Raw genomic sequence first — 24,455 nt, 5'->3', positions numbered from 1 at the left:
ATCAAGCCGGGATCCGGAAGGGGTAGGGAACGTCCATCTGTCGGCCCAGGGTCCGGCTGGACCGGGCCTGCCTCTAGACTCGTCATCAGGATTGATTGACAAGAGCTGGAGGAATCTGTGGGAGCGGCGCTGATGAGGGCAAAAGCCAGAGCGGTCCTTGGCCGTCTGCTGGCGGCCCTGGGCGCCGTGGCTCTCGCAGTGGGTCTAGCCGCCTGTGGACGGCAGGACAACCGGACCCTGATCACCGTCTGGTCCTGGGAGCCCAGCATGAAGGCCCTGGCCCGGAGCTTCGAGGCCGAGAATCCCGACATCCGTATCGAGATCAGGAACACCAGCGGTTATGAGAACCTTAACACCGCCATCCAGGATGGCTATGGCATGCCCGACGTGGTGCAGCTGGAATACCACGCCCTGCAGCAGTATGCCATCAGTGGCCAGTTGCGGGACATCACCGACAAGGCGAATGGGTTCGGCAACACATACACACCGGGCACCTGGGCCTCGGTCCATCTGAACAAGCGCATCTACGGCCTGCCCATGGATTCGGGCCCCATGGCCTTCTTCTACAACAAGGACGTCTTCGACCAGGCCGGTGTGGACGCCTCGCAGATTCGCACCTGGGATGACTACTACCAAGCGGCAAAGAAGCTCAAGGCCATCGGGGTCTATATCGCCGCGGACGCCGGTGACGCCAGCTTCTACGATGCGATGATCTGGTTGGCCGGAGGCCAGCCCTTCCACACCTCCATGGATGGCAAGACGGTGACGGTGGACCTGCACAATGACCCCGGCACCAAGACCTTCACCGACTTCTGGCAGAAGATGATTGATGAGGGGCTGGTCAACACCCGGTCTGCCACCTGGTCGGATGGCTGGAAGCGTGGCCTTGGCTCCGGCACGGTGGCCTCGGTCTTCTCCGGGGCCTGGATGCCCTCGATGCTCCTGTCGGATATACCAGGCACCGCAGGCCTGTGGCGGGTGGGGCAGATGCCGACCATAGACGGGAAGCCAACCAACGCGGAGAACGGTGGCTCCGCCCTGGGCGTCCTGCAGCTGACCCGCAAACCAGAGGCGGCCTTCCGTTTTGTGGACTATGCCTGCCGCAACAGCACAGGTATCGGCCTTCGGGTTGATGGTGGGGCTTTCCCCGCCGATAACGGCACCCTGTCCTCCCAGGATTTTCTGACCAAGACGACCATCAAGGATTCACGCGGCATTGACGTGCCCTACTTCGGTGGGCAGCAATTCAATCGGGTGCTCTCCCAGGCGGCCCAGAATGTCTCCGTGGGCTATCAGTACCTGCCCTTTGAGGTCTATGCCAGGGACGACTTCCGGTCCACGGTGGGCACGGCATACTCCTGGGCCAATGCCAGGAACTCACTGCTGACGGCCAAGGCCCGGGTGGCCGCGGGGCAGACCAACCAGGACGGCAGCCCCATAGTCATTCCCGATGATCCCGGGCCCAAGGTCAGCCTGTCCGCCGGAATCAGCCTTTGGCAGAAGGACCTGAAGGAATACGGCATCAACCAGGGATTCACCATCCAGTAGGCGGGTACGTGGGTGCTCTCAGCCAATCGTATGCCGGTAGATCAGGGCCATGCCCTTGAAGACCAGGTCTGGGTCGTAGATGTCGATGAAGTCCGAGTCGTCCTGGAAGATCCTGCCCATGCCGCCCGTGGCCACCACCTTGAAATCCTCGTCCAGCTCATCGTGGAACTGCTGGATGGTCCGTTCAACACCACCCAGGCAGCCGTAGTAGAGCCCCGCCTGCATGGCGGTATCGGTGGCCGTCGCCAGGATGGATGTGGGCTGGGTCAGCTCGACCTCGGGCAGTTGGGCCGTTCCCCGGCTGAGGGCCGTCGCGGCAGTGCCCAGGCCGATGGAGATGAGACCGCTGACGATGGCCCCCTGGGCATCGACATAGTTGAAGGTGGTCGCCGTACCGAAATCCGCCACCAGGACCGGCCCCCCATACAGGTAGTAGGCCCCGGCGCAGTCGGCCAGGCAGTCGGCCCCCAGGGACTTGGGGTCGTCCAGTCGGATGGCCATGCCGGACTTGACCCCTGGGCCGATGATGATGGGGTCGATCTGGAAGAACTTGAGTAGGCTGGACCGGAAGGAGTGCATGACCTTGGGGACCACCGAGGCGATGATGGCGTCGTCAAGGTCGTCGCTTTCCAGTCCTTGCATGGTCAGGAACTGGCTGATCATGACCCCATACTCGTCCGATGTGTGGCTGCCCTTGGTGGAGATCCGGTAGCTGCCGGTGATCCTGTCGCCATCGACGAAGCCTAGGACGATGTTGGTGTTGCCTATATCCACGGCCAAAAGCATGGTCTGCCTCCTTGAGCGAAATGCTGACTTCCCATGATACGGCTACAATGGGTCCTGCGGACGACCTGCCGGAGGTGGGCGGCCAGCGTGGTGAAGAGTGACACTGTGTGACTTCAAGAACGAACCATGCCATAAGGACGGGTTGTGTGAGCTTCTGTCGGCGTGGGCGAGGAGACAGAGGGCAAGATGGCGAAGCAGACCAGCGCGGAGCATCGGACCGGCACCGATGAGCAGTTCGGCACAGCGGAGCAGACCGACCAGGTTGGGTCAGGCGATGGAACCGTCCAAGCATCAGACGGCGCTCGGCCCGGGCAAGCCGGTTCTGCCGGGTGGGCGCTTGCGGCCAGTACTGATGCCAGCCTCAACCAGCGGACCAAGTCCACGGACCATGGCCGCAGGGGCCTGATCTGGGCCATTGTGGCTGCGACTGTCGTAGTGGCGTTCATCGTCGGTTTTGTCCTGGTCCGGGGCCGTGGCAAGTCGGATGCCGCACCTGCCGGCCGGCCATCCAGCAAGGTGACGGTGGGACTGAAGCTGGCCCCCAGCAATCTCGACATCCGCAACCAGTCCGGCTCGGCCCTGGACCAGCTGCTGATCGGCAACGTCTATGAGGGCCTAGTGGCCAGGGACGCCGACAACCATGTGGTGCCCTCCTTGGCCCAAAGCTGGGACCAGAATGCGGACGGCACCCTCTACACCTTCCATCTCAATCCCGGCATGACCTTCTCCAACGGTCACAAGCTGGACTCCGAGGATGTGGTCTGGTCCATCCGAGAACTGGTCAGCAAGCAATACCACAATGCCGACCAGCTCAAGAATCTCCAGTCCATCGAAGCACCGGACGCCAACACGGTCGAGCTCAGACTCAGCGCGCCCTACTCCAGCCTCCTGTGGGTCCTGACCGGCAGACCGGGACTGGTCTTCGACAAGGGGGCCTCCTACGATATGAAGACCCAGGCAGTGGGGTCAGGACCATATCTGCTTACATCCTTTGTTCCCAACGATTCAGCCACCCTTCAGGCCAATCGCAAGTATTGGGGGGAGCGCAAGGCCAAGACCCCGACCGTGGTCGTGCGTTACCTAGGCGACGACAATGCGGCGGTCAATGCCCTCAAGTCCAAGGACGTGCAGGTTCTGGCCCCCATCACCGAGAACCTGGCCACCCCCTTCCGTTCAGACAAGGACCACTACCAGGTCCAGGCCGGTGATGACACCGACAAGTACGTGCTGGCCTTCAATTCCAAGGGCCCCAAAACCGCAGACCTCCGGGTCCGTCAGGCCATCCGCCACACCATCGACCACCAGGAGCTCATAGCCTCCCGGGGTGGTTCCGACAAGGCCCTGGGCGGCCCCATCCCCTCCCTGGATCCGGGTTATGAGGACCTGACCGGCCTCTACAAGCATGATGTGGCCAAGGCCAGGGAGCTTATGGCCCAGGCCGGCTACAGTCCCGCCAATCCACTGGAGCTACGGCTGACTTACGCCAACACCTACGGGACCGAACTGGGCGACCAGCTGCGCTCGCAGCTCAAGCCCATCGGCATCGACCTGAAGGTCAACGTGGTCGAGTTCTCCACCTGGCTCCAGGATGTCTACCAGAACCATGACTACGACCTCTCCCTGGTTGACCACAATGAGAGCCACGACTTCTCCCAATGGACCAGCCCCGACTACTACTACGGCTACGACAATCCCAAGGTCCGTCGGCTCTACGACCAGGCCATGGCCTCCACCAAACCCAAGGACACCAGCCGCCTCCTGGCCCAGGCAGCCCGTCAGGTCAGCCAGGACGCTCCCGCCGACTGGCTCTTCAACTACCGGGTCACCACCGCCGAGCTCAAGGGGGTCAAGGGCTTCCCCCTCAACCTCAACCAGACCCTCATGCCGCTGAGGGACCTGACCTACTGTCCAGGCGTCGGCGACTAGAGGAAGGTCAGGCCCATGCGCTTCTTGTTCCGGCGGTTCCTGATCCTGGTCATGACCCTCCTGGGGCTCTCGCTGCTGATCTTCGTGGCTGTGCGGATCCTGCCCGGAGACCTGGCCTCGGTCATGGCCGGCCTGAACGCGCCGCCGGAACGGGTGGAGGCCCTGCGCTCCCAGCTTGGCCTGGACCGGCCCTTGCCCGACCAGTACCTGACCTGGATGGCCGATCTGGCTCGTGGTGATTTTGGCAGGTCCCTGCTGACCGGCCGTTCGGTTTCCGTCCAGGTGGGTGACCGGGCGGCAGTGACCTTTCCCTTGATTGGGCTGGGACTTCTGATAGCCATGGTGATAGGCCTGCCCATGGGCTGCCTTTCCCTATTGGCGTCCAAGCCTTGGGTGCGCTCCCTGGTGCATGTGCTGGCCATCGTCGGCGGCTCCATGCCCGCCCTCTGGGGTGGCCTCCTCCTGATCCTGCTCTTCTCTCGGGGCAGTGGCCTCCTCGGGATCTTCCCCTCCCAGGGCTTTGCTCAGGGCGGCTGGTCGACCCCCGGCAAGGCCCTATGGTCATTGGTTCTGCCGGCCCTGACCCTGGGGCTCATTATTGGAGCCAGCCTCATGCGCTATACGCGGGCCGCCCTGGCCGACATGCTTGGCAGCGGCTACATGGACATGGCCCGGGCCTGCGGCATGACCCGAACCCATGCGCTGCTGAGGGTCGGCCTGCGCCTGGCCCTGCCCCAACTGGTCTCCGTGCTAGGGCTGACCTTTGCAGAGATGATTACCGGAGCCATGGTGGTCGAGAATCTCTTCGCCCTGCCCGGCCTTGGGTCGGGGTTGGTCTCCGACCTGGGCAACCGCGACCTGATCGCCGTCCAAAGCGAGCTCTTCATGCTGGCGGCCTTCTTTCTGCTGGTCGGCTTCCTGGTCGATATGATCCACCGCTTGGCCGACCCCCGGCTCAAGGCCGCTGGCGAGGGTGGCTCAGGAACTTCCACAAGGCAGGTGACGGCATGACGACAGTGGCGATTGTGGCCCGCAGTATGTGGAGTCGGGCCGAGGGCAAATTCTCCATTCTGGTGCTGGGCCTGTGGGTCCTGGTATCCCTGGTCTCTCTGGTCTGGACCCCCCAGTCCCTGTGGGCCACCGACGGCTATCAGGTCTGGAAGGCCCCCTCCGCCCAGCACTGGTTGGGTACGGATGGGACCGGAGCCGATGTCCTCTCCTGGCTCATGGCAGGCTCCCATACCAACCTGCTCATATCCCTGCTGGCTGTACTGCTGGCGGCGCTGCTGGGGCTCCTGCTCCTGACGGCCATGCTGGCCTCAAACCAGCTCCTGGCCGCCGGCACTGTGGTTGTCGTGGATGCCTTGATCTCTCTGCCGACTGTATTGCTGGCTCTGATGCTGGCGGTGCCCCTGGGGCCTTCCATAGCTGTGATTGTCATCTCCTGCGGTATTGGCTATGGACTCAATCTGGCTCGAATTGTTCGCCCGCAAGCCCTGCTGGCGGCCGGCTCAGATTATGCTCTGTCGGCCAAGGCCAACGGGGCCGGCGGCTGGCGGATCATGCTGGATCATATCCTGCCCAATGTCATGCCCACCATGGCGGTCCAACTGTCCTTGTCGGCTGGAACCGCCCTTCTGGCCGAGTCGGGGCTGACGTATCTGGGGATTGGTGTGCCCTCGGGTGTGCCCTCCTGGGGGCATTCCCTTGCCACCTCGGTCAAGTTCATTGATGTTTTTCCGCTGACCGTGCTGTGGCCTGGGCTTCTGGTGACCATGGTGGTCGTTGCCCTGAATGTCTGTGGCGACCTCCTGCGGCAGGCCATGGATCCGGTCAGCAACCCAGAGCTACGGAAGTTGGCAGCATGAGCCTATCCATCAAGAATCTGTCCGTCAGCATAGGCGGCAAGACCATTCTCGATCAGGTTTCCCTTGACCTCGCTGATGGGCAGCGAGTCGGTCTGGTCGGTCCGTCAGGCTCCGGCAAGTCCATGATTACCAAGGCTTTTTTGGGGCTTCTGCCCCCTCGGGCCCAGGCCAGCGGCTCCATTTGCCTGGGCGGCAAGGAGATTCTGGGAGCTAGTGAGCGGACCCTGGCTGACCTACGTGGGGCCTATGTCGGCACGGTCTTTCAGAACCCTGCCGCATCCCTCAATCCGGTACTGACCGTCAAGAAGCAGCTGACCTTGCCCTTGCGTCTTCACTACGACCTGAGCCGCTGCGAACGTGAGGAGCGGGCCTTGGCCATGTTGGACAAGCTAGGCCTGGACAGGTCTGTGGCCAATGCATACCCCAGCCAGCTCTCCGGCGGCCAGCAGCAGCGGGTGGGCATCGGTACTGCCCTGATCACCTCCCCCCGGCTGATCATCGCCGACGAGCCAACAACCGCCCTGGATTCCATAAGCCAAATGATGGTCATCGAGTTGCTTGACCGGCTGGTGGACCAGTCGGGTGCCTCCTTACTCTTCGTGACCCATGACTTCTCGGTCCTCAGACGGATCGCCTCCCAGGCCTACGTGCTGGACCGGGGCAAGGTTGTTGAGGCGGGGGAGATCCAGAGGATTCTGACATCCCCCCAAAGCCTTGAGGCTCAAGGGTTGGTGGCCGCCGCCAGAGAGTTGACCCTGGCTGTTGGACATGGCCGCCAACCACTGCCGGCAGAGGAGAGGACATCATGAGTATGAGCGCAATGCGTGACGGGTGCGAGTCCAAGGCCATGCGAGCGACCCCCTTGCTGGAAGGCAGCAATATCAGCAAGGTCTTTCGTGGACGGCTTCGGAGGCTGCCTGGCGGGCGAGGCGAATGCTCCGACAGCAGACGCCCTGCCTTGGATGGTGTATCAGTGGCCGTACGGCCGGGGGAGTGCCTGGCGCTGATTGGCGGCTCCGGGTCGGGTAAATCAACCCTGACCCGCATCTTGCTGGGCCTGGAATCTCCAACAAGAGGTAGGGTTGCCTACAGGGGCGAGCCGGTTGATGGCACTCGCAGTGAGGGGTATCGTTTCTTGCGCAGGGAGGCGGGCTTGGTCTTCCAGAACCCATTCACCTCCCTGGACCCCCGTTGGACGGCCCTGAGGACGGTAGCTGAACCCTTACGCATCCAGGCCAGGGATCTCACCGCCCAGATGGTTGAGCAAGCTGCGCTGGAGGCCCTTTCGCAGGTGGGGCTGGACCCCGGCGAGTTCGCTGGCCGCTACCCGGTGGACTGTTCGGGAGGCCAGGCTCAGCGTATCGCCATAGCCCGGGCCATCGTCGCCAATCCCAAGCTCATTGTGGCCGATGAGCCCATGAGCTCCCTGGATGTACTCTCCCGCTTGGGCATCCTGAGGACCTTTCGCTCCATTCGGGAACGCAGTCCCCAGACTGCCATCATTCTGGTCTCCCATGACCTGGGCCTGGTTCAGCATCTGGCGGACACCATCATGGTCCTTCAGCAGGGGCGAGTCCAGGAGTATGGTCCCACCAGCACGGTTCTGGCCCATCCCAGCAGCTCCTACACCAAGGAGCTGATTGCCGCAGCCTCCTGATGGCCTTGCTGCAACGCTGCGGCTCTAGGCGGAAGTAACCGTGTAAAAGTGGCGGCCCTGGAGGCAGGGTTCCCCTGGCGCCTGGCGGGATCGGGTCATTCAGTATCCGCCATGAGGGCGGTGATGGATGGGGAAGGATAAGGAAAGACAGTGATAAGGCCAGCTGTTTTTCTTTCAGCCATGCCGGCCCCTGCGGGCTTTGCCTCGACTCGCCTGGGCTGAGGACTAGCTGTTGCCCATGGTGGAACTGGGGCATAATAGTCATTGGCGGGCGGGTCAGCTTGCCGGTGCCGGACTCACCAAGGGTCTGACGGCATCTTGAGCCGGTGACGGAAGGAAGAACGTTGGCAGTGAAAGAGATCGAAACCTGGCTTACTGATATGGACGGGGTCCTGGTCCATGAGAACACGGCCCTCCCTGGGGCTGCGGAGTTCATCGAAACCCTCAAGGAGCATGGCCGGCGCTTTCTGGTCCTGACCAACAACCCCATCTATACACCTCGCGACCTGTCGGCCCGTCTTGGACGCTCCGGCATTGACGTGCCCGAGGAGAACATCTGGACCTCGGCCCTTGCCACGGCGGACTTCGTCTCCCACACCATCCCCGGCGGCTCCGCCTATGTGATAGGCGAGGCCGGCCTGACCACGGCCCTGCACGAGGCCGGCTACATCCTCTCCGACACCGACCCCGACTATGTGATTCTGGGTGAGACCCGCACCTATTCATTCGAGGCCATCACCACGGCCATCCGGCTGATTCTCAACGGGGCCCGCTTCATCTGCACGAACCCGGACGCCACCGGTCCCAGCGACTCCGGCGTGCTGCCGGCCGCCGGTTCCGTGGCCGCCCTGGTCACCAAGGCCACCAACCGCGAGCCCTACTTCATTGGCAAGCCCAACCCCATCATGTTCCGTGCGGCCCTGAACCGGGTAGGCGGCCACTCCGAGACCACCGCCATGATCGGCGACCGTATGGATACGGATGTGCTGGCGGGCGTCGAGGCAGGCCTCAACACCTTCCTGGTCCTCACTGGCATCACCCAACGCAATCAGGTCGAGACCTTCCCCTTCCGCCCCAACCAGGTGGTCGACTCCATCCAGGACCTGATTCCCATCGCCGAAAGCGGACAGGTCGAGCGCTAATCCCGTCCCTCCTTTCCAGGGGGATCCAGGCCCTCGGGCGTTCCCGGTGGCTAACATCCCCCGGCCAAAGGCTGGAACTCGTCCACTTGTCCACAAGCTCTGGGTGAAGGGGACCTGGCGTTGGCGGTCAGCCCTATACTGGCTCCTATGATAGATGCGAGCGACCAGGCCCTGGCGGCCCTCAAGCAGTACTTCGGCTACGACTCCTTCAGGCAGGGGCAGGCCGGACTGGTTGAGGCCATCCTGGAGGAACGGGACGTGCTGGGCGTCATGCCGACAGGTGCCGGCAAGTCCATCTGCTACCAGGTCCCAGCCACCCTGCTTGGCGGCCTGACCATCGTCATCTCGCCCCTGATCTCCCTGATGAGGGACCAGGTGGATGCCCTCAACGATGTCGGCATCTCGGCTGCCTTCGTCAATGGCACCCAGAGTGCCGACGAGCAGGGTACGGTGCTCTCCCAGGCCACCCGCGGAGACTTCCGTATGCTGTACGTGGCCCCTGAGCGTCTGGAGACCGAACGCTTCCGTTCCTTCTGCCAGCGGGTGCCCATCGACCTGGTGACCGTGGATGAGGCCCACTGTGTCTCCCAATGGGGGCAGGATTTCCGCTCCTCCTATCTGGGTATCAGCGACTTCCTGGCCTCCCTGCCCAGTCGCCCTCGGGTCGCAGCCTTCACCGCCACCGCCACCGAACGGGTGCGCCGTGACATCGTGGCCCTCCTGGGCCTGCGCCAGCCAGAGGTCACCGTCACCGGCTTCGACCGGCCCAATCTGTACTTCGATCTGATGAAGATGCCCAGCAAGAACAAGAACCCCTGGATCATCGCCTATGCCAAGGACCACCAGGACGAATCCGGCATCGTTTACTGCGCCACCCGCAAGGAGACCGAGGCCCTGGCCCAGGAGCTTTGCCGGGCAGGACTCAAGGCGGCTGCCTACCATGGCGGCATGGCCCCGGATGAACGAAACAGGGCCCAGCGGGACTTCGTGGAGGACAACACGCCTGTGGTGGTGGCCACCAACGCCTTCGGTATGGGCATCGACAAGTCCAACGTTCGCTATGTGATCCACCACAACATGCCCGAGAGCATCGAGGCATACTACCAGGAGGCCGGGCGTGCCGGCCGCGACGGGGAGCCGGGGCGCTGCACCCTCCTGTGGAACGAGTCGGACATCGTGACCCGCCGCCGGCTCCTGGATTCCGACGTGGTCAATGAGCGCCTGTCGCCGGAGGAGCACGAGGCAGTGCGCTTCAGCAAACGCCGGCTCCTGGGTGCCATGATCGGCTATTGCCGGACCACCGACTGCCTCCACCGTTACATGACCCGCTACTTTGCTGACGATGGCTCCATGCAGGATCGGATAGGCAAGGACGGCCAGGCCGTTGATTCGCAGCATATCAGCCGTGGCGAGTCCGACCATGCGGCCAACGCCAGCCTGGGACCCAAGGAGGGCGAGCAGCTGCGGACCAACCAGCTGCTGGAGGCGGGGCGCTCATCCGCTGATGGGGACGGCAAGTTCTCCTGCGGCAACTGCTCGAATTGCGAAAGCACCTTCGAGACCATAGATGTCAGCCGGATAGCGCAAACCATCAGCCGTTGTGTCCACGACCTCAACCAGAGCTTCGGTAGCGGCAAGCTGGTGGCGGTCCTACGCGGATCCCAGGCCCAGGAGTTGATCAGCCGAGGACTGGACAAGCTGCCGTCCTACGGAGCCCTCAAGGATGAAACCCAGGCCAGGGTGCGCGATGTGCTCAGTCAGATGGCCACTGATGGGTTCCTGTCCATATCCGAAGGCCGGATGCCCATCGTCGGTTTCGGCCCCAGGGCCGGTGAGACCGCCCAGCCGGATTTCCACTATGAGATCAAGCGCTTGGAGATTCGCAAGACCACCGCTGTCTCCCAGGCTGCTCCGGATGCCGGTGGGGAGGCCGGGGTCGGTCTGGGTTCCTCCGCGCCCACTGACGAGGAGGATGCCCTCTTCGAGCGGTTGCGGACCCTCCGGCGTGAAATTGCCCGGGAACTGGGCATGCCTCCCTACATCGTCTTCTCCGACAAGGCCTTGCGTGATATGGCCCGCCTGCAACCGCAGACCGACGCCCAGTTCCTGGCGGTCAATGGTGTGGGGCAGAAGAAGCTCGACCAGTACGGCAAGCGTTTCATGGAAGCCATCGGCAGCTTCCGGGCGCAATGACACAAGCGGTAGGCTTGACTATGGAGGATGTGCCGGACAAACGGCCTGGCACACCTGAACAGGACTCAACCCAAGCAAGAGAAAGAGGAAATATGGCAGAACAGGAACGGCCCTTGGTCGAAAGCTTTGAATTGGACCACACCAAGGTCAAGGCCCCCTATGTGCGGCTGATTGATGAGGAGCAGGGTCCTAACGGAGACGTCATCTCCAACTACGATCTGCGCCTGGTCCAGCCCAACGAGAACGCCATCCCCACCGCTGGTCTGCACACCATCGAGCACACCATCGCCGTGCTCCTGCGCGAGCGCATCCCCGGTTACATTGACTGCTCGCCCTTCGGCTGCCGGACCGGCTTCCACCTGCTGACCTGGGGCCGCCACTCGACCGAGGAGGTCGCCAAGGCCCTCAAGGAATCCCTGGAGTTCATAGCGGACAAGGCCAGCTGGGATGATGTGCCCGGCACCGAGATCACCTCCTGTGGCAACTACCGTGACCACAGCCTCTTCTCCGCCAAGCAGTGGTGCCGGGACATCGTGGACGCGGGCATCTCCTCGGACCCTTGGGAACGCAAGGTCGTCTGAAGGCGCAGGCCTCTACACTGAGACAAAGCCGGGAATGAGTGCTTGTTCCCGGCTTTGCTGTATGCGTAAGGGCGGTTGTTGGGAGGAGGGTTGGTTACACTCGTATCTCGTCCCAGAGGGGCATGCCGTGTCTATCCTGCGCAGAAAGGTAGTCCCATGCAGCGTTTCGAACCTACTGACCGCTGGTTGCGCCACGCCAATATGGATGATTTCGAGACAGTCTGTGGCGTCTATGACTACGCCCGCCGGCTTATGGCCGAACAGGGCAACAGCCGTCAATGGGGAAGCTGCTACCCAGAGCCTGAGGTCATCAGGGCGGACATTGAGGGCGGCCACACCATTGTGCTGGTCGACAATGCCGCGAGGTTGGCTGAGCCCCCTGAACATGCGGTGTATCCGGCGCCTGAACTGGAGGAGCGCATAGGCGGCAATGAGCGTGTCATCGGTCTGCTGGCCCTGTTCGAGGGCAAGGATGAATACTATGCTCACATCACCGGTGCCTGGCTGGATGAGGATCCCTATGTGACCGCCCACCGGGTGGCGTCATCTGGGGTCGCCAAGGGTGCTTCCGCCGACATGCTGGGATGGCTGCAGCGGCATTTCGACAATATTCGTGTGGACACCGGGTATAACAACCATGCCATGCAACATGTGCTTGAGCGTCAGGGCTTCACTGCCTGCGGTGAGATTACCATGCCTGAACGCCCCAACGACGACATCGAACTGGCCCGCATCGGCTACCAGTGGCACCCCCATCGGCGCAGCGGATTACCGGAGTTTCGCCGTTGAGGGCGGCGTTTCGTGCCGATTATGGTCATAGTCGCTGGTCTGGGGTCCTCCATGGGCCGCGACAGGGGACAATGGAACCATGACCATCACCTCGACAAGCCAGTGGGAGTTCTCCTCACCCCAGGGCAAGGCCAACTATGCGGCCGCCTGTCGCAGGTACCCAGGCCAAATCATTGTGGACCTGGCTGCCCTGCGCGACAATATGCGTCGCCTGGTCGAACTGACTGGTGGCCCGGATTCAGGCACCGCTGTCATGGGTGTCATCAAGGCCGATGCCTATGGGCATGGGCTCATTCCTACGGCTTTGGCGGCTCTGGCCGGTGGAGCCACCTGGCTGGGCAGCGCGCAGACCCGGGAGGCCCTGGCCCTGCGCCGGGCTGGTATCGGGCCTGACCGCTGCAGGATACTGGTGTGGATGTTCAACGGGGGCACGGCCCCCCTCGATGAGCTCATTGAGCAGGACATAGACATTTCCGCCGGGTCGATGGCCGCCCTGGAGGACATTGGTCGTGCCGCCCAGGCCTGCGGGAGGCCCGCCCGGGTCCATGTGGAGGTTGATAGCGGCTTTGGCCGTAACGGTTTCACCGAAGAGGGTTTCGGTGGTCTGCTGGCCCGGCTGTCCCAGTTGAGGGACCAGGGACTGGTTGAGCCCATAGGACTCTGGAGTCACCTAGCCGTGGCCGATTCCCCAGACACTCCGGCCTTCGTGGCTGCCACGGATCAACAGATAGCCGCCTTTGCCCGCTTCTCAGCCAGAATGGACTCGGCTGGCCTGCACCCGCAGATCCGTCACCTGGCCAACACGGCCGCCACCCTGACCCGGCCCGAGATCCATTTCGACCTGACCCGCCCAGGCATCGGACTCTATGGATATGAGGCCGATCCAGCCATGGGGCAGCCAGCCGATTATGGGCTAAAGCCGGCCATGACCCTCCAGGCGCAATTGAGCATGGTCAAGGACATTGAGGAGGGGCACGGAATCTCCTACGGCCGCACCTACCTAACCCCCCAAGCCACCTCCACCGCCATCGTGCCCCTGGGCTACGCGGATGGCATCCACCGGTCCGCCTCGGGCTTCGACCGGGCCGGTGCCCGGCATGTGGACAAGCCCGGTGGCCCCGTTCGGGTCATGACCAATGCGGGGCCGCGCATCTGCCGTGTGGCCGGACGGGTCTGCATGGACCAGTTCGTACTGGACCTCCAGGGCAAGGCCCGGGATCTGGGCGTGGCGGAAGGCGATACGGTGGTGCTCTTCGGCCCCGGCAGGGGAGCGTACCAGGGCGAGCCCACGGCCGATGACTGGGCCCGATCAGCCGACACCATTTCCTATGAGATATTCACCTGCCTGCGCAACCGCATCCCACGTCTCTACCTGAACGCTCCGGCGGCGCTGCCAGCCGACGACCTGGCCAAGCTTGACCCGGCCTCGATTCTCTGAAGGGGCCTGGCTCAACAGCGGCTGCGGACGATTCCCCACCCACGGCTTCCCCATACGCCGTGCGGGTATTATGCTCGAAGTAGAGAGCAGAAGGTGGGTGCGGCGAGAGCTGGCTGTATCGCCAGCAGCAGCCGGGGTGGAAGGTATCAGATGACAGGCATTGAGGACGGCCAGGGCATCCTGGCCCGAGAGGGGTATGGTCCAGCCGATGAGGAACGCTGGGCCCCCGAGGCGGCCAAGTCGCGCTCGCGCACCGCCTTTGAACGGGACAGGGCCCGGTTGATTCACTCCTCCGCCCTGCGCCGGCTGGGGGCCAAGAGCCAGGTTCTGGTGGCCGGTACTGACGATTTCGCCCGCACCCGCCTGACCCATACCCTTGAGGTCGCCCAGATCGGTCGTGAGATTGGCTCCAATCTGGGCTGTGACCCTGATGTGGTCGACTGCGCCTGCCTGGCACACGACCTGGGACATCCACCATTCGGACACAATGGTGAGAAGGCTCTGGCTGCCATCGCCGAGAACATCGGCGGTTTCGAGGGCAACGCCCAGACCCTGCGCTTGCTCACGCGGTTGGAACCAAAGATCTTTCGCCCCGATGGCACCAGCGCCGGTGTGAACCTGACCCGTGCCTGTTTGGACGCGGCCGTCAAATACCCCTGGACCTACGCCGAGGCCTCCCAACACCCCAAGGGTGAGCGGTCAGCCAAGTTCGGCGTGTATCCCGACGATGAGCCGGTATTCGACTGGCTCAAGCAGGGGGCGCCCAGAAACGCCAAGCCTATGGAATGTCAGGTCATGGACCTGGCTGACGACATAGCCTACAGTGTCCATGATGTGGAAGATGCCATTGCGACGGGTGCCTTCAACCCCCTCGCCCTGGCCGATGCACGCATATTGGATGGCATTGTGGAATGCGTCGGTGAATGGTATGGCAGGCAATGGGACCCTGACCTGCTCTTGGCGGCATTGAAGCGGCTCAAGTCCGAGCACCTCTTCCCCAGCCATTTCAACGGGTCCCGCCAGGCCCTGGCCCAGCTCAAGAACATAACCTCAACCCTGATCGGGCGCTTTGCCGACTCGGTAGAACAGGCCACCCGCGAGCGCTACGGCCAGGGCCGTCTCATCCGCTATGTCGCCTCGGTGGTCATTCCCGAGCAGACTTCCTATGAAATCGTGGCACTCAAGGGCATCGCCGTCTACTTCGTCATGGCTCCTCGGGAGCTGGAGCCCTTCCACCAGAAGGAGTTGCAGATCGTCAGCGACCTGGTGGATGTGCTCATGGCCGACAATCCCCAGCCCAGCGAGATACTGGAGGACGTCTTCCTGGCCGACTGGCACCAGGCCGCCAACGACCAGGAGCGCCTACGGGTCGCCATCGACCAGGTGGCCAGCCTGACCGATGGCTCGGCCCTGGCCCTGCACTCCATCGTCTGCTCCTGAGCCGCTGCCGCTGGCTCAAGCCTTTCAATCCCCCCCCCCAGGCGATCGGGAGTCAGGTAGCCGCCAAGGGCAGTTGGGCCGACCCAAGGCAAGCCGGAGCCAGGCAAGGGGGAGTAGGTCCGCCCTGCGCTGAGCAGGAGCAGAGTTCCCAGCCCGCAGCTAGGCTATGACCTATGGCTGGAATGATTCTGAAGGAAGACGTCGAGAAGGTGCGCGCAAAGGCGGACCTCTACGACATCGTGTCCGCTACCGTGAGCCTGCGTCCCTCCGGTTCCGGTACCTTCGTGGGTCTATGCCCCTTCCATGACGAGAAAAGCCCCAGCTTCTCCGTGCGCCCCTCCATGGGGGTCTGGCACTGCTTCGGCTGCGGCTTGGGTGGCGATGTCTTCGCCTATGTCAAGGAACGGGAGAACATCGACTTCCGCCAGGCCGTGGAACTTCTGGCTGACAAGTACCACATGGAGCTCCACTACGAGGCCGGTTCCAAGAAGAACGAACAGCATGGCACCCGTCGCAGCCGTCTGATCGAAGCCAACGAGGAGGCCCAGCTCTTCTTCTCCTCCCAGATCACCAGCAAGGAGGCCCTACCTGCCCGCAAGCTCTTGGGGGGCCGTAATTTCAGCCAGGCCGACTGTGAGCGCTTTGGCTGCGGCTACGCACCCCAGGGCTGGGACAATCTGGTCCGTCACCTGGCCCAGAAGGGCTTCACCCAGCAGGAGATGATCGACGCGGGCCTGGCCAGGCAGGGCCAGCGGGGCATCTATGACTATTTCAGGGGCCGAGCCACCTGGCCCATCCGTGATTCGACGGGGCGGACCCTGGGCTTTGGTGCCCGCAAGCTCTATGACGACGACAACATCGCCGCCAAATACATCAACACGCCCGACACTCAGCTTTACCACAAGAACCAGGTCCTCTATGGCATTGATTTGGCCAAAGGCAACATCGTCAAGAAACGGCAGGTCATCATCGTCGAGGGCTACACCGACGTCATGGCCTGCCACCTGGCCGGGGTCGATACCGCAGTGGCCACCTGCGGCACCGCCTTCGGGACCGAACACGCCAAGATCGTCCGCCGGCTCATCTCGGACGACTCCCTGGGAGCCGTCCAACTGGTCGGTCCACTGAAGGTGGAGGGCCAGTCGGTGTCCTCCCGCATCGTCTTCACCTTCGATGGCGACGCCGCAGGGCAGAAGGCGGCCCTCCACGCCTTCGCCCTTGACTCCGCCTTCCTCTCCCAGACATTCGTGGCTGTCGCTGACGGGAACCTGGACCCCTGCGACCTGCGGATCAAGCAGGGTGACGAGGCGGTGCGATCCCTGGTCGAGCATGCCAAGCCCCTCTTCGACTTCGTGATCGACGCGGCCATAGGGCGTTTCGACACCTCCTACACCACCGGGCAGCTGGGGGCCGTCAAGGCCGTGGCCCCACTGATCGCGCAGATTCGGGACCGATCCCTGGTGGACATCTACACCCGCAAGGCCACGCGCCGAATCGGTGTCGATCTGGACATCATGCGCCGGGAGGTCAACGCCGCCAGAGGACAGCTCCACGTTCGCGATGAGGACGCCTATACACCCAGCAACCGTTTCGCCCAGGAGCAGGCCGCGCGCAAGCAGTCCCAGCAAGACACCTATGACAACCCCGCCGCCCGCAAGGCCTTGGAGCGCCGCGACGCCAGCGAGCAAACATACTATCGCATTGATGACGCGGTCTTCATCTGCGAGCAGCAGTTCATGGCCACCCTCATCCAGGTGCCCAGGGCCATGAATCGCAAGTGGTTCGAGCAGCTGAACCTGTCGAATTTCATGACACCGGTATTCCGCACCCTCTACCAGGCCCTCACCGCCGCTGGCGGGTTGCCCGCGGACGATACGCCCCAGGGGCTGTGGATGCACAACCTGACCAAGGCCGGTGGCCCACTGCTGGCCCCGGTCATCAATGAACTGGCCGTCATGCCCCTGCCTTTGCCTGCAGGTGACGAGCGTGAGCGCGCAGGTCGTCACGGATCGGACCAGCAGGCCGCAGGTGCGGGTCCTGTGGATACGGCACCGGTCCAACTGCGTGCTGCCAGCGCCGAGGAGAAGAAGTATGCGGATGAGCTGCTGGCCCGCCTGCTGGACCTGGGATACATGCGCAAGATCGGCGCCGCCAAGCGTAAGATGGCCCAGCTGCCCGATGGGGCCGAGAAGCTGGAACTGCTCGGTGACATCACCAAGTTGGAGACCGCCCGCAAGGATATTCAGGATGAGGTCTTCGGCAACAGTGTGGGGTGAGCCGGCTGCCTGTGAGGCGTGACACCCTCAGCATGCCGTTGGTGGAATTGCGCTACCCTATTGATGGATATATCGAAGGATGGGGGTTCACCCGCTCCTACTTTCCGTGCTGAACAGGGGAGGGGTTTGCTCCTCCAGGCCTGCAGAAAGAGGCTTGGCGCCTCTCACATCAGGCGGTTCCATGCGGATTGGTCTGGTGCAGCCTGTGAAGTACCCGATTGATTCCATCGATTAGGTCTACTCCAGGAGGGTTGATGCGACGACGGCTGCTGACGCTGTGCGAGGGGCAAACAGTGCTGATCGCGGCTTCGCTGCTGGCTGTGGTATCCATATTCATCGTCACTCCCGATAGACAATACCTGGATTACGTCCATACCAACACCATCGGCCAGCTGGTCTGCCTGATGCTGGTGGTATGCGGATTCCAACGGATCGGTCTCTTTCATGTCATTGGTTCCAGGCTCCTGAACCATGTCAGCAACGAGCGGGGCCTGGTGCTGGCCCTCACATCCCTACCTTTCATATCGGCCATGTTCATCACCAACGATGTGGCCCTGGTCACCTTCATTCCCTTTGCCATGGCGGTGCTGGTCATGGCCCATATGGAGGAGCGGGTGGTCCTGGTCACCGCCCTGATGACCATCGCCGCCAACACTGGCAGTATGCTCACACCAATCGGCAACGCCCACAACCTCTATCTCAAGGCCCTGTCAGGCATGTCGACCCTGGGCTTTCTGCGGCTCATGGCCCCCTATACCATCGCTTCGGCCCTGCTGCTGGTCCTGGCCATTGGCATAGCCTTCAAGCACCGGACCATCACCAACTTATCGGATGGGGACGGCGGGCCCATCGAGAAGGCGGAGCTGGCATCGGATTCCGCTGTCGCCAAGCCTGAGAGCATCGAGCTGGGGTCATACGGGGCCGGATGTGTCGGTTGGAGGAGTCTGGTCTACAGTCTGCTGTTCGTGCTTTGCCTGCTGACCGTCGGAGGCCTGGTTCCCATCTGGTTCATGTGCCTGGTGGTCTTCGGGGCCTTTCTGGTATGCGACCGCAAGGCCTTTACGCAGGTTGATTGGGCCCTGCCCCTGACCTTCATCATGTTCTTCATCTTCATTGGCAACATGAAACGTGTTCCCGAATTCTACAATCTGGCCGTCGCATTGGTGGGGCAGCACCCGCTGGAGGTGTCGGTGCTCTCCAGCCAGTTCATCAGCAACGTGCCCACGACCATTCTTCTGTCCGGCTTCTGCAGCGATTGGGACCTGCTCATCATCGGCGCGGACATCGGCGGCCTGGGGACCCTGATTGCCTCCATGGCCTCGTTGATTACCTATAAGGGGGTCAGCCGTGCCTACCCCCAATACCGCAAGTCCTACCTCCTGGTGTATACGGCGGTGTGTCTGGTGTTCATTGCCGTGCTCTTGGGGCTTTCCTGGGTGATTCGCTGAGGGCGCTATCGGTTCGTGGCTTGGCGGGTCTCGGTTGCTGGGGTGGCTGTTTGGTTGGGGCCGGTAGGTGACGCAGGTCCGCAGTTGCTCCGGATTGACCAGGCCGGTGTGGGGTGCTATGAGGGCATATGCAGCTCGACCGCGTTGTCTTTTGGACTGGTCTGGTTCAGGATAGGGAGTAGCTGGTTGCTCTGGACTTGCCGTGCTTGGCGATTTTGCCTTGGTTGGTCAGGGAGCGCAGCAGGTAGGCCGTCTGATTCTTGTTGAGCTTCAACTCATGCTCTATGTCGGCACGGCTCAGCTTGACCCCGCTGTTGGCAAAGAGATGCAAGGTCACCTCTTCCAGGGTTTTGATCGGGTAGGAGCGGAGGGGAGTGAGGTCCTTGAGTAGACTGGTCGCCTCCATGTCGGGGTTTCTGACTATGTCCTGTTCCGTAGCGTCGGGCCGATTCTGATACCTTGTAGTCTCGATCATGGCTTCGCCGGGTTTGCTGTCGGTTTCTGAGATCTTGCCGGCCGCAGGGCCTTCGCCGGGTTGGCTACTGGTCTCCTCGGACAGGTCGACTGGGACCGGGCTCTCATCTGGTATTCCCCTGCTCAGGATCAGAGTCGTCAAAGGTGCCACGCCGATGACACGCATGCCGGCCAGGGCCTGTGACGGGTCATTGGTCTGCGAGGGCCGAATCGCAGGGAAGGCATAGCGTTTGCTTGCCGTACTTTGCTGCTGATCGGCCTGAGGGTCCCTATCACGCTCGCTCTCAAGATCATCTGCCTGCGGTAGGTTCCTCTGGTTCTGCTGGCTGACATCGGGCCAGGCTTCATCCGGGGATACAGGCGTGGGCAGGACCATGGCCACTGAGGAAGGCCCCACCCGCAGTTGCGGGCTGGCGACGCTCTCCTCATAGTCCTCCAGTATCCGTTGGATACCGGTGCCGTAGTTGCGGCTCAGTTGTAGGGCTGCGAAGAGGTCGGACAGCCAGCTGTTGCGGGTCTGGCAGATGCCGTTGAGCAGGTCGTTGACCTCCAAGCCGTCAACCAGGCCACCCAGGGAGACGAACTCCATACGTGAGGTGAAGATGTTGATGAGCGTAGGGCCGGAGTAGCCGTAATCACGATGGAGAAAGGCGTTGACCAGAGCTTCACGCATGGCGTCCTCAGGCACCTTGCCCTCGGGATTGTGCCGGTTGAGAAAGACCATGGCCAGGTTCAACTGCTGCAGCAGGGAGCCGCCAAGCTCCTCATGCTCTGCCAGGCTGGTTTTGAGGTCGCCGTCGAATCGGGCGCACTTGCTGCCGAAGGGGCACTGGTCTGAGATCAGTAGTGCGGTATTGGTGTAGGCTCCTGTGTCTTCATCGGTCAGGTGGCAGCTGATCCGTGTCTGTTCCGACCAGGGGAGGGATGCGCTGGTGAAGACCTCCTGGGCGTAGCTAAAGGTCAGATGCTGAATCTTTGAGAGCTGCTGGTCGAAGGGTAGGCTGAGGGGCGAGGTGTTGGGGTCCGGGCGCATGGGTGGATTGCTGGTTGCTGGTGAGGTGGAGGTGGAGTCGGAAGGGATATCTGTTCGGCCGATGTCCGCATCGTTCGTCTGCTCTATTCCCTCATCTGACGGTGTATTCGCACGGATGAAAGCTCCCAGAGTGGGGGTGAGATCATGGATTGGGGTGGCCGGCTCTGGCTGTGCGGCGATCTTGTGTCTGCCGCTGGCGGAGGCCCAACCTTCCGATGCCAGAGCCTGAACCCCTGACCCCTTCGTGGGAGTCACCCCTTCTTCTTTTCTCATGCTCCGATACTACTCGTGCGACCAGACACGATGATATTCATCGTGAAAACGATGGATTCCATCGGAACATGCTTCCATGATACTGTAAGGCGGGACAAGGTCCAGCGAATCTCATGGATTCACGGCAAGAATCATGCCAGACATTTAATGAGACCAGCGAGCACGGCCTGTTTTAGCGTCATACTGCTATACTTGACACTTGTTGCTTGGCCCCGTAGCTCAGTTGGATAGAGCAGGAAACTTCTAATTTCAAGGTCGCCGGTTCGAATCCGGCCGGGGTCACCACCCCAAACCCCCGGAATGAAGCCAAAAGTCCTAATATTGTATAGGTGTCAAGTAGTCAAAAATGAAGACTTTGTGTGCCATTTGTGTGCCATATTTCAGAAAACGAGATTCAGGGGCAAGTCGACCACCCGCCGGTGGCGGAACACGTTCACGCTCATGGCTCCGGATATGCGAAGGCCCCGCCGAAACGGGGCCAGATGAAAGTTGTGAGCGGCTACTTGTTGAGGTTGTCCACGGCGTACTGCGCCTCTTCCGGTGTGAACTTCTCATCCGCGTCGCTGGTCAGCTGGTCACGGATCGCGTCGGGACTCATGCTCATGGTCTTCTGGTAGTCCTTGGCCTTGGCGAGGGCATTGGCGTTGTAATCGGCCTTGAGGTTGTCCACCGCGTACTGGGCTGCCTCGGGCTTGAACTTCTCCCCGGCCTCGCTGGTCAACTGTTCATAGATGCCCTGCTTTGACATGTGCATCATGTCGGAATAGGTCTTGGCCTTGTTCAGTGCGGAGGTGTACTCGGCGGGGGCGCTCTCCTTCTTGGGTTCCTCCGGCTTCTGCTCCTGGGTCTGGCTTGAGCTTGTGGCGCTTGTCGCGGAGGTGTCGGTCTTGGTCTTGTCGCCATTCATGGTTGCCGAATAGATGGCGATGATGGCGAGGACCACGATGATTCAGAACCATGCACGCTTGAAGATCGGCTTCTTCGTTCCGGCGTTGTCTTGCATTGACATCTTCTCTCTTTCCTTTGCAGCTGCTGCGCTTACATGGGTAGGATAGGCCCAAAACCAAGAAGGCAAGCGATGACTACGGCTGCCGCTGACTCCCAAGCTTTGCGACCATGTCGCTTGGTTTTACCCTCCTGGGGTGTCCATGGCGGAACCGACGCTGTCTCTCCATGCGCTTATGAATCCAGATAGTCCTCAATACCGGAGGGAATAACGCTGGTCCTGTCTTCCATGATCCTCAATCTTTCGCATGAATAATGCCGAAGAAAGTCCAACAACCGGGTGGAGCCAAAGCGGTATTTACGCAGAAGCAATTCGACAATGAAGATGGGAGGGTTGTAATCGCAATTGGGATGGTTCGCCTTGGACTTTGCTGGTGAACTCGGATAAGCAAAACCCGCAGCGGGCTGTGGCTCACTGCGGGTTTTAAGCTGGTAAGGGCTACTCAGGCATTTGGCCTTTTGCCGTGGTTGGCCGCCTTCTTGCGGCGGTCCTTACGCTTACGTCCGCGCATACCCATGATGGACTCCTTCACTTCAAAACGTTAACTGAACCTTAGGGATTATCGCACATAGGCCAGACCTTTGACAAGTTTCCGACGCTCCAGACAGTCTGCGAAGAGGCTAGTGGAGAGGTATCTTGCATGGCTGCCCGTCTGCCTGCGGTCAGTCTTAGTCCTGCTTGACCCGTATGAAGAGGTCAGTAGTCGAGGCCTGCCCCGGCTCAATCACGATCAGGTCCTTGCCGGTCCTGAAAGCGTTGGCGTAGGCGGTCTGTGGCTCAACAGCCACTCCGGATGGATGCTTTTCGGCCTTGAATCCGGTACCGGTGCACATCTGGAAGGAGCTGATGGTCTTGTCTCCGCCCACTTCGATGCTCAGCCCGTCGGGACGGGTGAAGGTTGCGGCCACCGTGCCGTCCGCCTTGCGCTCGAGGTCTGTCCAGGCGTCGTCGAAGGGCTGCTCGGTCAGCAGTGTGGGTTGACGTAGGTCGTACTTGCTTCCATCCACGGGCTCGGTGCCGTTAGGCAGCAGACGGTCGTCCACGGTCACATGGGTGCGGGCGGGGATGGTCATCCTGCACTGGGCGTTCTGTCCATCGATTTCATCGCCGTAGCCGTCGAAGCCATTGGCCAGCCAGGGGTGGATGGCCAGGGCCCAAGGAGCCTTCTCATGGCCCAGGTTCTCGGCTGTGATGGTGAGGTGGAGCCCCTGGTCGTCCAGATGGTAGGCGGCGGTGACCAGGAGGTCGAAGGGATAACCGCCCATGTCGGGTACCCTCCAGCTGAGGCTGACGGCATCCTCGCTCAAGCTGACCAGGTTCCAGAAGGCCCGGTAGCCATAGCCGTGGATGGCGTTGCGGCGCTCATGTTCGTCGATGGGCAGGCTGTAGGTCCTGCCATCGAAGCTGTACTCACCGTCCTCGATTCGGTTGGGGTAGGGGATCAGCAACTGACCATTGGAGCAGGGGACAGGACGGTCGGGATTCCATGAGACGATCAGGTCCTTGCCCTGGTAGGTCAAACTCCGCATGGCGGCGCCCAGCTGGGTGATGACCGCGCGGTACTGGCCGTGGCTGATGGTGAACTGCTGACCTGAACGAGGGGGGATACTGGGCCTGGTCATGGCTATACTCCTTAGGATTGTGGGCTATTGTCAGGACTGCAAGACCTTGCAAACAGTCATGTGTTATCGCTCACTAGCCTAGTGTCGACGATGGTCTTTTCCCTGTGGCGTTTCAATCCCCGATGGCGGCGAACCGTGCTGAAAGCACCCTGCCTAAGTCATGCGGGTCAAGGCCCAAGCTGAATCCTCGTTTGCCGCCGGACACCAGAATCTGGTCGAAGTCCAGGGCCGAGGAATCTATGACCGTGACATGAGCGGTTCTCTGTCCCAATGGGGAAATACCGCCGACCACGTAGCCGCTCTCCCGCTGGGCGACCTTGGGGTCCGCCAAGGCCGCCTTCTTGGCTCCGACTACTGCCGCAAGGGCTTTCATGCCCAGGTGCCCTGATGCCGGCACCACGCCAATCACCCGTTCGCGGCCGGTGTCCGCCATGAGGGTTTTGAAGACCTGCCTGGGGTCCAGCCCCAGCTTGCTGGCAGCCTCAAGCCCATATCCCTTGTCCATATGGTCCTGGGAATGGTCATATTCGTAGATCTGAAAGTCGACACCCGCCGCCTTGAGGGCAATGGTCGCGGGGGTCGATGCCCTTGCCCCGTCCTGTTGTTTGCTTCCTTTTGTCTTGCTCACCCCTCCAGTTCTAGTCCATGCACCGCCCTTTCCCCAATGTCACATAGGACCAGTCATAGAGTCCAAGGGCTGGAGACCCAGGTCAAGTAGCTGGAGAGCTTGTTTGTCCAATATTCCTCACTATCCGGCCGCTATTAAGGAATATTGGACAGAAAACACGATATTTTGTCCAATATTCCTCACCAGCACACCGTCATTAAGGGATTTTGGACAAACACGAGGGAGGTAGGCTCCGCGGCAGTTTGCCGCTGTCCAGATACGAGTTGTCGGGGGGGCCAATTGGTCAACGGCCCTAGTCGGTTATTCATTATGCATGAGTACTGCAAC

20 protein-coding genes and 1 tRNA gene are annotated in these 24,455 nt (G+C 61.7%); 15 read left to right on the top strand and 6 right to left on the bottom strand.

Annotation, left to right across the window (positions count from 1 at the left end; translation table 11 throughout):
* The first annotated feature begins 132 nt into the window (after window positions 1–132).
* Window positions 133–1,548, top strand: a complete 1,416-nt coding sequence (locus CRD60_RS03720; RefSeq protein WP_113859931.1) for an ABC transporter substrate-binding protein — start codon at window positions 133–135, stop codon at window positions 1,546–1,548.
* An 18-nt stretch (window positions 1,549–1,566) separates the two neighbouring features.
* On the opposite strand, the gene CRD60_RS03715 is transcribed toward CRD60_RS03720, so the two are convergent.
* Complete coding sequence (locus CRD60_RS03715) at window positions 1,567–2,334, bottom strand: type III pantothenate kinase (protein ID WP_113859930.1); 768 nt, start codon at window positions 2,332–2,334, stop codon at window positions 1,567–1,569.
* A 186-nt stretch (window positions 2,335–2,520) separates the two neighbouring features.
* On the opposite strand from CRD60_RS03715, the gene CRD60_RS03710 reads away from it, so the two are divergent.
* From CRD60_RS03710 to CRD60_RS03650, 13 genes are all read left to right on the top strand, one after another.
* Window positions 2,521–4,260 (top strand): ABC transporter substrate-binding protein, encoded by a 1,740-nt coding sequence (locus CRD60_RS03710; RefSeq protein WP_113859991.1) that lies wholly within the window; start codon window positions 2,521–2,523, stop codon window positions 4,258–4,260.
* Window positions 4,261–4,275: 15 nt separating this feature from the next.
* Window positions 4,276–5,271 carry an ABC transporter permease gene (locus CRD60_RS03705; protein ID WP_113859929.1) on the top strand — a complete coding sequence of 332 codons (996 nt, stop codon included), beginning with the start codon at window positions 4,276–4,278 and terminating at the stop codon, window positions 5,269–5,271.
* Window positions 5,268–6,128, top strand: a complete 861-nt coding sequence (locus CRD60_RS03700) for an ABC transporter permease (RefSeq protein WP_236630807.1) — start codon at window positions 5,268–5,270, stop codon at window positions 6,126–6,128. Before CRD60_RS03705 ends, CRD60_RS03700 begins: the two co-directional genes overlap by 4 nt.
* Window positions 6,125–6,937, top strand: a complete 813-nt coding sequence (locus CRD60_RS03695; protein ID WP_113859928.1) for an ABC transporter ATP-binding protein — start codon at window positions 6,125–6,127, stop codon at window positions 6,935–6,937. Before CRD60_RS03700 ends, CRD60_RS03695 begins: the two co-directional genes overlap by 4 nt.
* On the top strand, window positions 6,934–7,785 hold the full coding sequence (locus CRD60_RS03690) for an ABC transporter ATP-binding protein (RefSeq protein WP_236630806.1): 852 nt from the start codon (window positions 6,934–6,936) through the stop codon (window positions 7,783–7,785). The genes CRD60_RS03695 and CRD60_RS03690 overlap by 4 nt, the downstream gene beginning before the upstream one ends.
* 350 nt (window positions 7,786–8,135) lie before the next feature.
* Complete coding sequence (locus CRD60_RS03685) at window positions 8,136–8,927, top strand: HAD-IIA family hydrolase (protein ID WP_236630805.1); 792 nt, start codon at window positions 8,136–8,138, stop codon at window positions 8,925–8,927.
* 150 nt (window positions 8,928–9,077) lie between these two features.
* The gene (locus CRD60_RS03680) at window positions 9,078–11,120 is read left to right on the top strand and encodes a RecQ family ATP-dependent DNA helicase (RefSeq protein WP_407923167.1); all 2,043 of its coding nucleotides are present in this window, start codon (window positions 9,078–9,080) and stop codon (window positions 11,118–11,120) included.
* 92 nt (window positions 11,121–11,212) lie between these two features.
* Window positions 11,213–11,701, top strand: coding sequence for an S-ribosylhomocysteine lyase (locus CRD60_RS03675; protein ID WP_113859925.1), 489 nt, complete (start codon window positions 11,213–11,215; stop codon window positions 11,699–11,701).
* A gap of 156 nt (window positions 11,702–11,857) precedes the next feature.
* On the top strand, window positions 11,858–12,490 hold the full coding sequence (locus CRD60_RS03670) for an N-acetyltransferase (RefSeq protein WP_201737198.1): 633 nt from the start codon (window positions 11,858–11,860) through the stop codon (window positions 12,488–12,490).
* Between the two features lie 79 nt (window positions 12,491–12,569).
* Entirely contained in the window at window positions 12,570–13,928 is a 1,359-nt protein-coding gene (gene alr / locus CRD60_RS03665; RefSeq protein WP_113859924.1) for an alanine racemase, read from the top strand.
* Between the two features lie 150 nt (window positions 13,929–14,078).
* Window positions 14,079–15,368: a deoxyguanosinetriphosphate triphosphohydrolase gene (locus tag CRD60_RS03660; protein WP_113859923.1), complete on the top strand. Its 1,290-nt coding sequence runs from the start codon at window positions 14,079–14,081 to the stop codon at window positions 15,366–15,368.
* A 173-nt stretch (window positions 15,369–15,541) separates the two neighbouring features.
* Window positions 15,542–17,644, top strand: coding sequence for a DNA primase (gene dnaG / locus CRD60_RS03655; RefSeq protein ID WP_113859922.1), 2,103 nt, complete (start codon window positions 15,542–15,544; stop codon window positions 17,642–17,644).
* Window positions 17,645–17,898: 254 nt separating this feature from the next.
* Window positions 17,899–19,092: an SLC13 family permease gene (locus tag CRD60_RS03650; protein WP_113859921.1), complete on the top strand. Its 1,194-nt coding sequence runs from the start codon at window positions 17,899–17,901 to the stop codon at window positions 19,090–19,092.
* A 166-nt stretch (window positions 19,093–19,258) separates the two neighbouring features.
* Here CRD60_RS03650 and CRD60_RS03645 read toward each other — a convergent pair whose 3' ends face one another.
* A complete protein-coding gene (locus CRD60_RS03645; protein ID WP_161522179.1) occupies window positions 19,259–20,854 on the bottom strand; it encodes an ATP-binding protein in 1,596 nt (531 codons plus the stop codon).
* Between the two features lie 226 nt (window positions 20,855–21,080).
* On the opposite strand from CRD60_RS03645, the gene CRD60_RS03640 reads away from it, so the two are divergent.
* Window positions 21,081–21,157 (top strand) — tRNA-Arg (locus CRD60_RS03640).
* 214 nt (window positions 21,158–21,371) lie between these two features.
* Here CRD60_RS03640 and CRD60_RS03635 read toward each other — a convergent pair.
* The 4 genes from CRD60_RS03635 to ybaK form a co-directional block, all read right to left on the bottom strand.
* On the bottom strand, window positions 21,372–21,815 hold the full coding sequence (locus CRD60_RS03635; protein ID WP_201737197.1) for an Ltp family lipoprotein: 444 nt from the start codon (window positions 21,813–21,815) through the stop codon (window positions 21,372–21,374).
* A 505-nt stretch (window positions 21,816–22,320) separates the two neighbouring features.
* Window positions 22,321–22,395, bottom strand: a complete 75-nt coding sequence (locus CRD60_RS09430) for a 50S ribosomal protein bL37 (RefSeq protein ID WP_003817083.1) — start codon at window positions 22,393–22,395, stop codon at window positions 22,321–22,323.
* 151 nt (window positions 22,396–22,546) lie between these two features.
* Window positions 22,547–23,500, bottom strand: coding sequence for an aldose 1-epimerase family protein (locus tag CRD60_RS03630; protein ID WP_113859919.1), 954 nt, complete (start codon window positions 23,498–23,500; stop codon window positions 22,547–22,549).
* A gap of 112 nt (window positions 23,501–23,612) precedes the next feature.
* A complete protein-coding gene (gene ybaK / locus CRD60_RS03625) occupies window positions 23,613–24,128 on the bottom strand; it encodes a Cys-tRNA(Pro) deacylase (protein WP_113859918.1) in 516 nt (171 codons plus the stop codon).
* Window positions 24,129–24,455: the final 327 nt, after the last annotated feature.

Source organism: Bifidobacterium aemilianum (assembly GCF_003315635.1).
Taxonomy (GTDB): Bacteria; Actinomycetota; Actinomycetes; order Actinomycetales; family Bifidobacteriaceae; genus Bifidobacterium; species Bifidobacterium aemilianum.
This window is presented reverse-complemented; position numbering and strand designations above follow the sequence as displayed.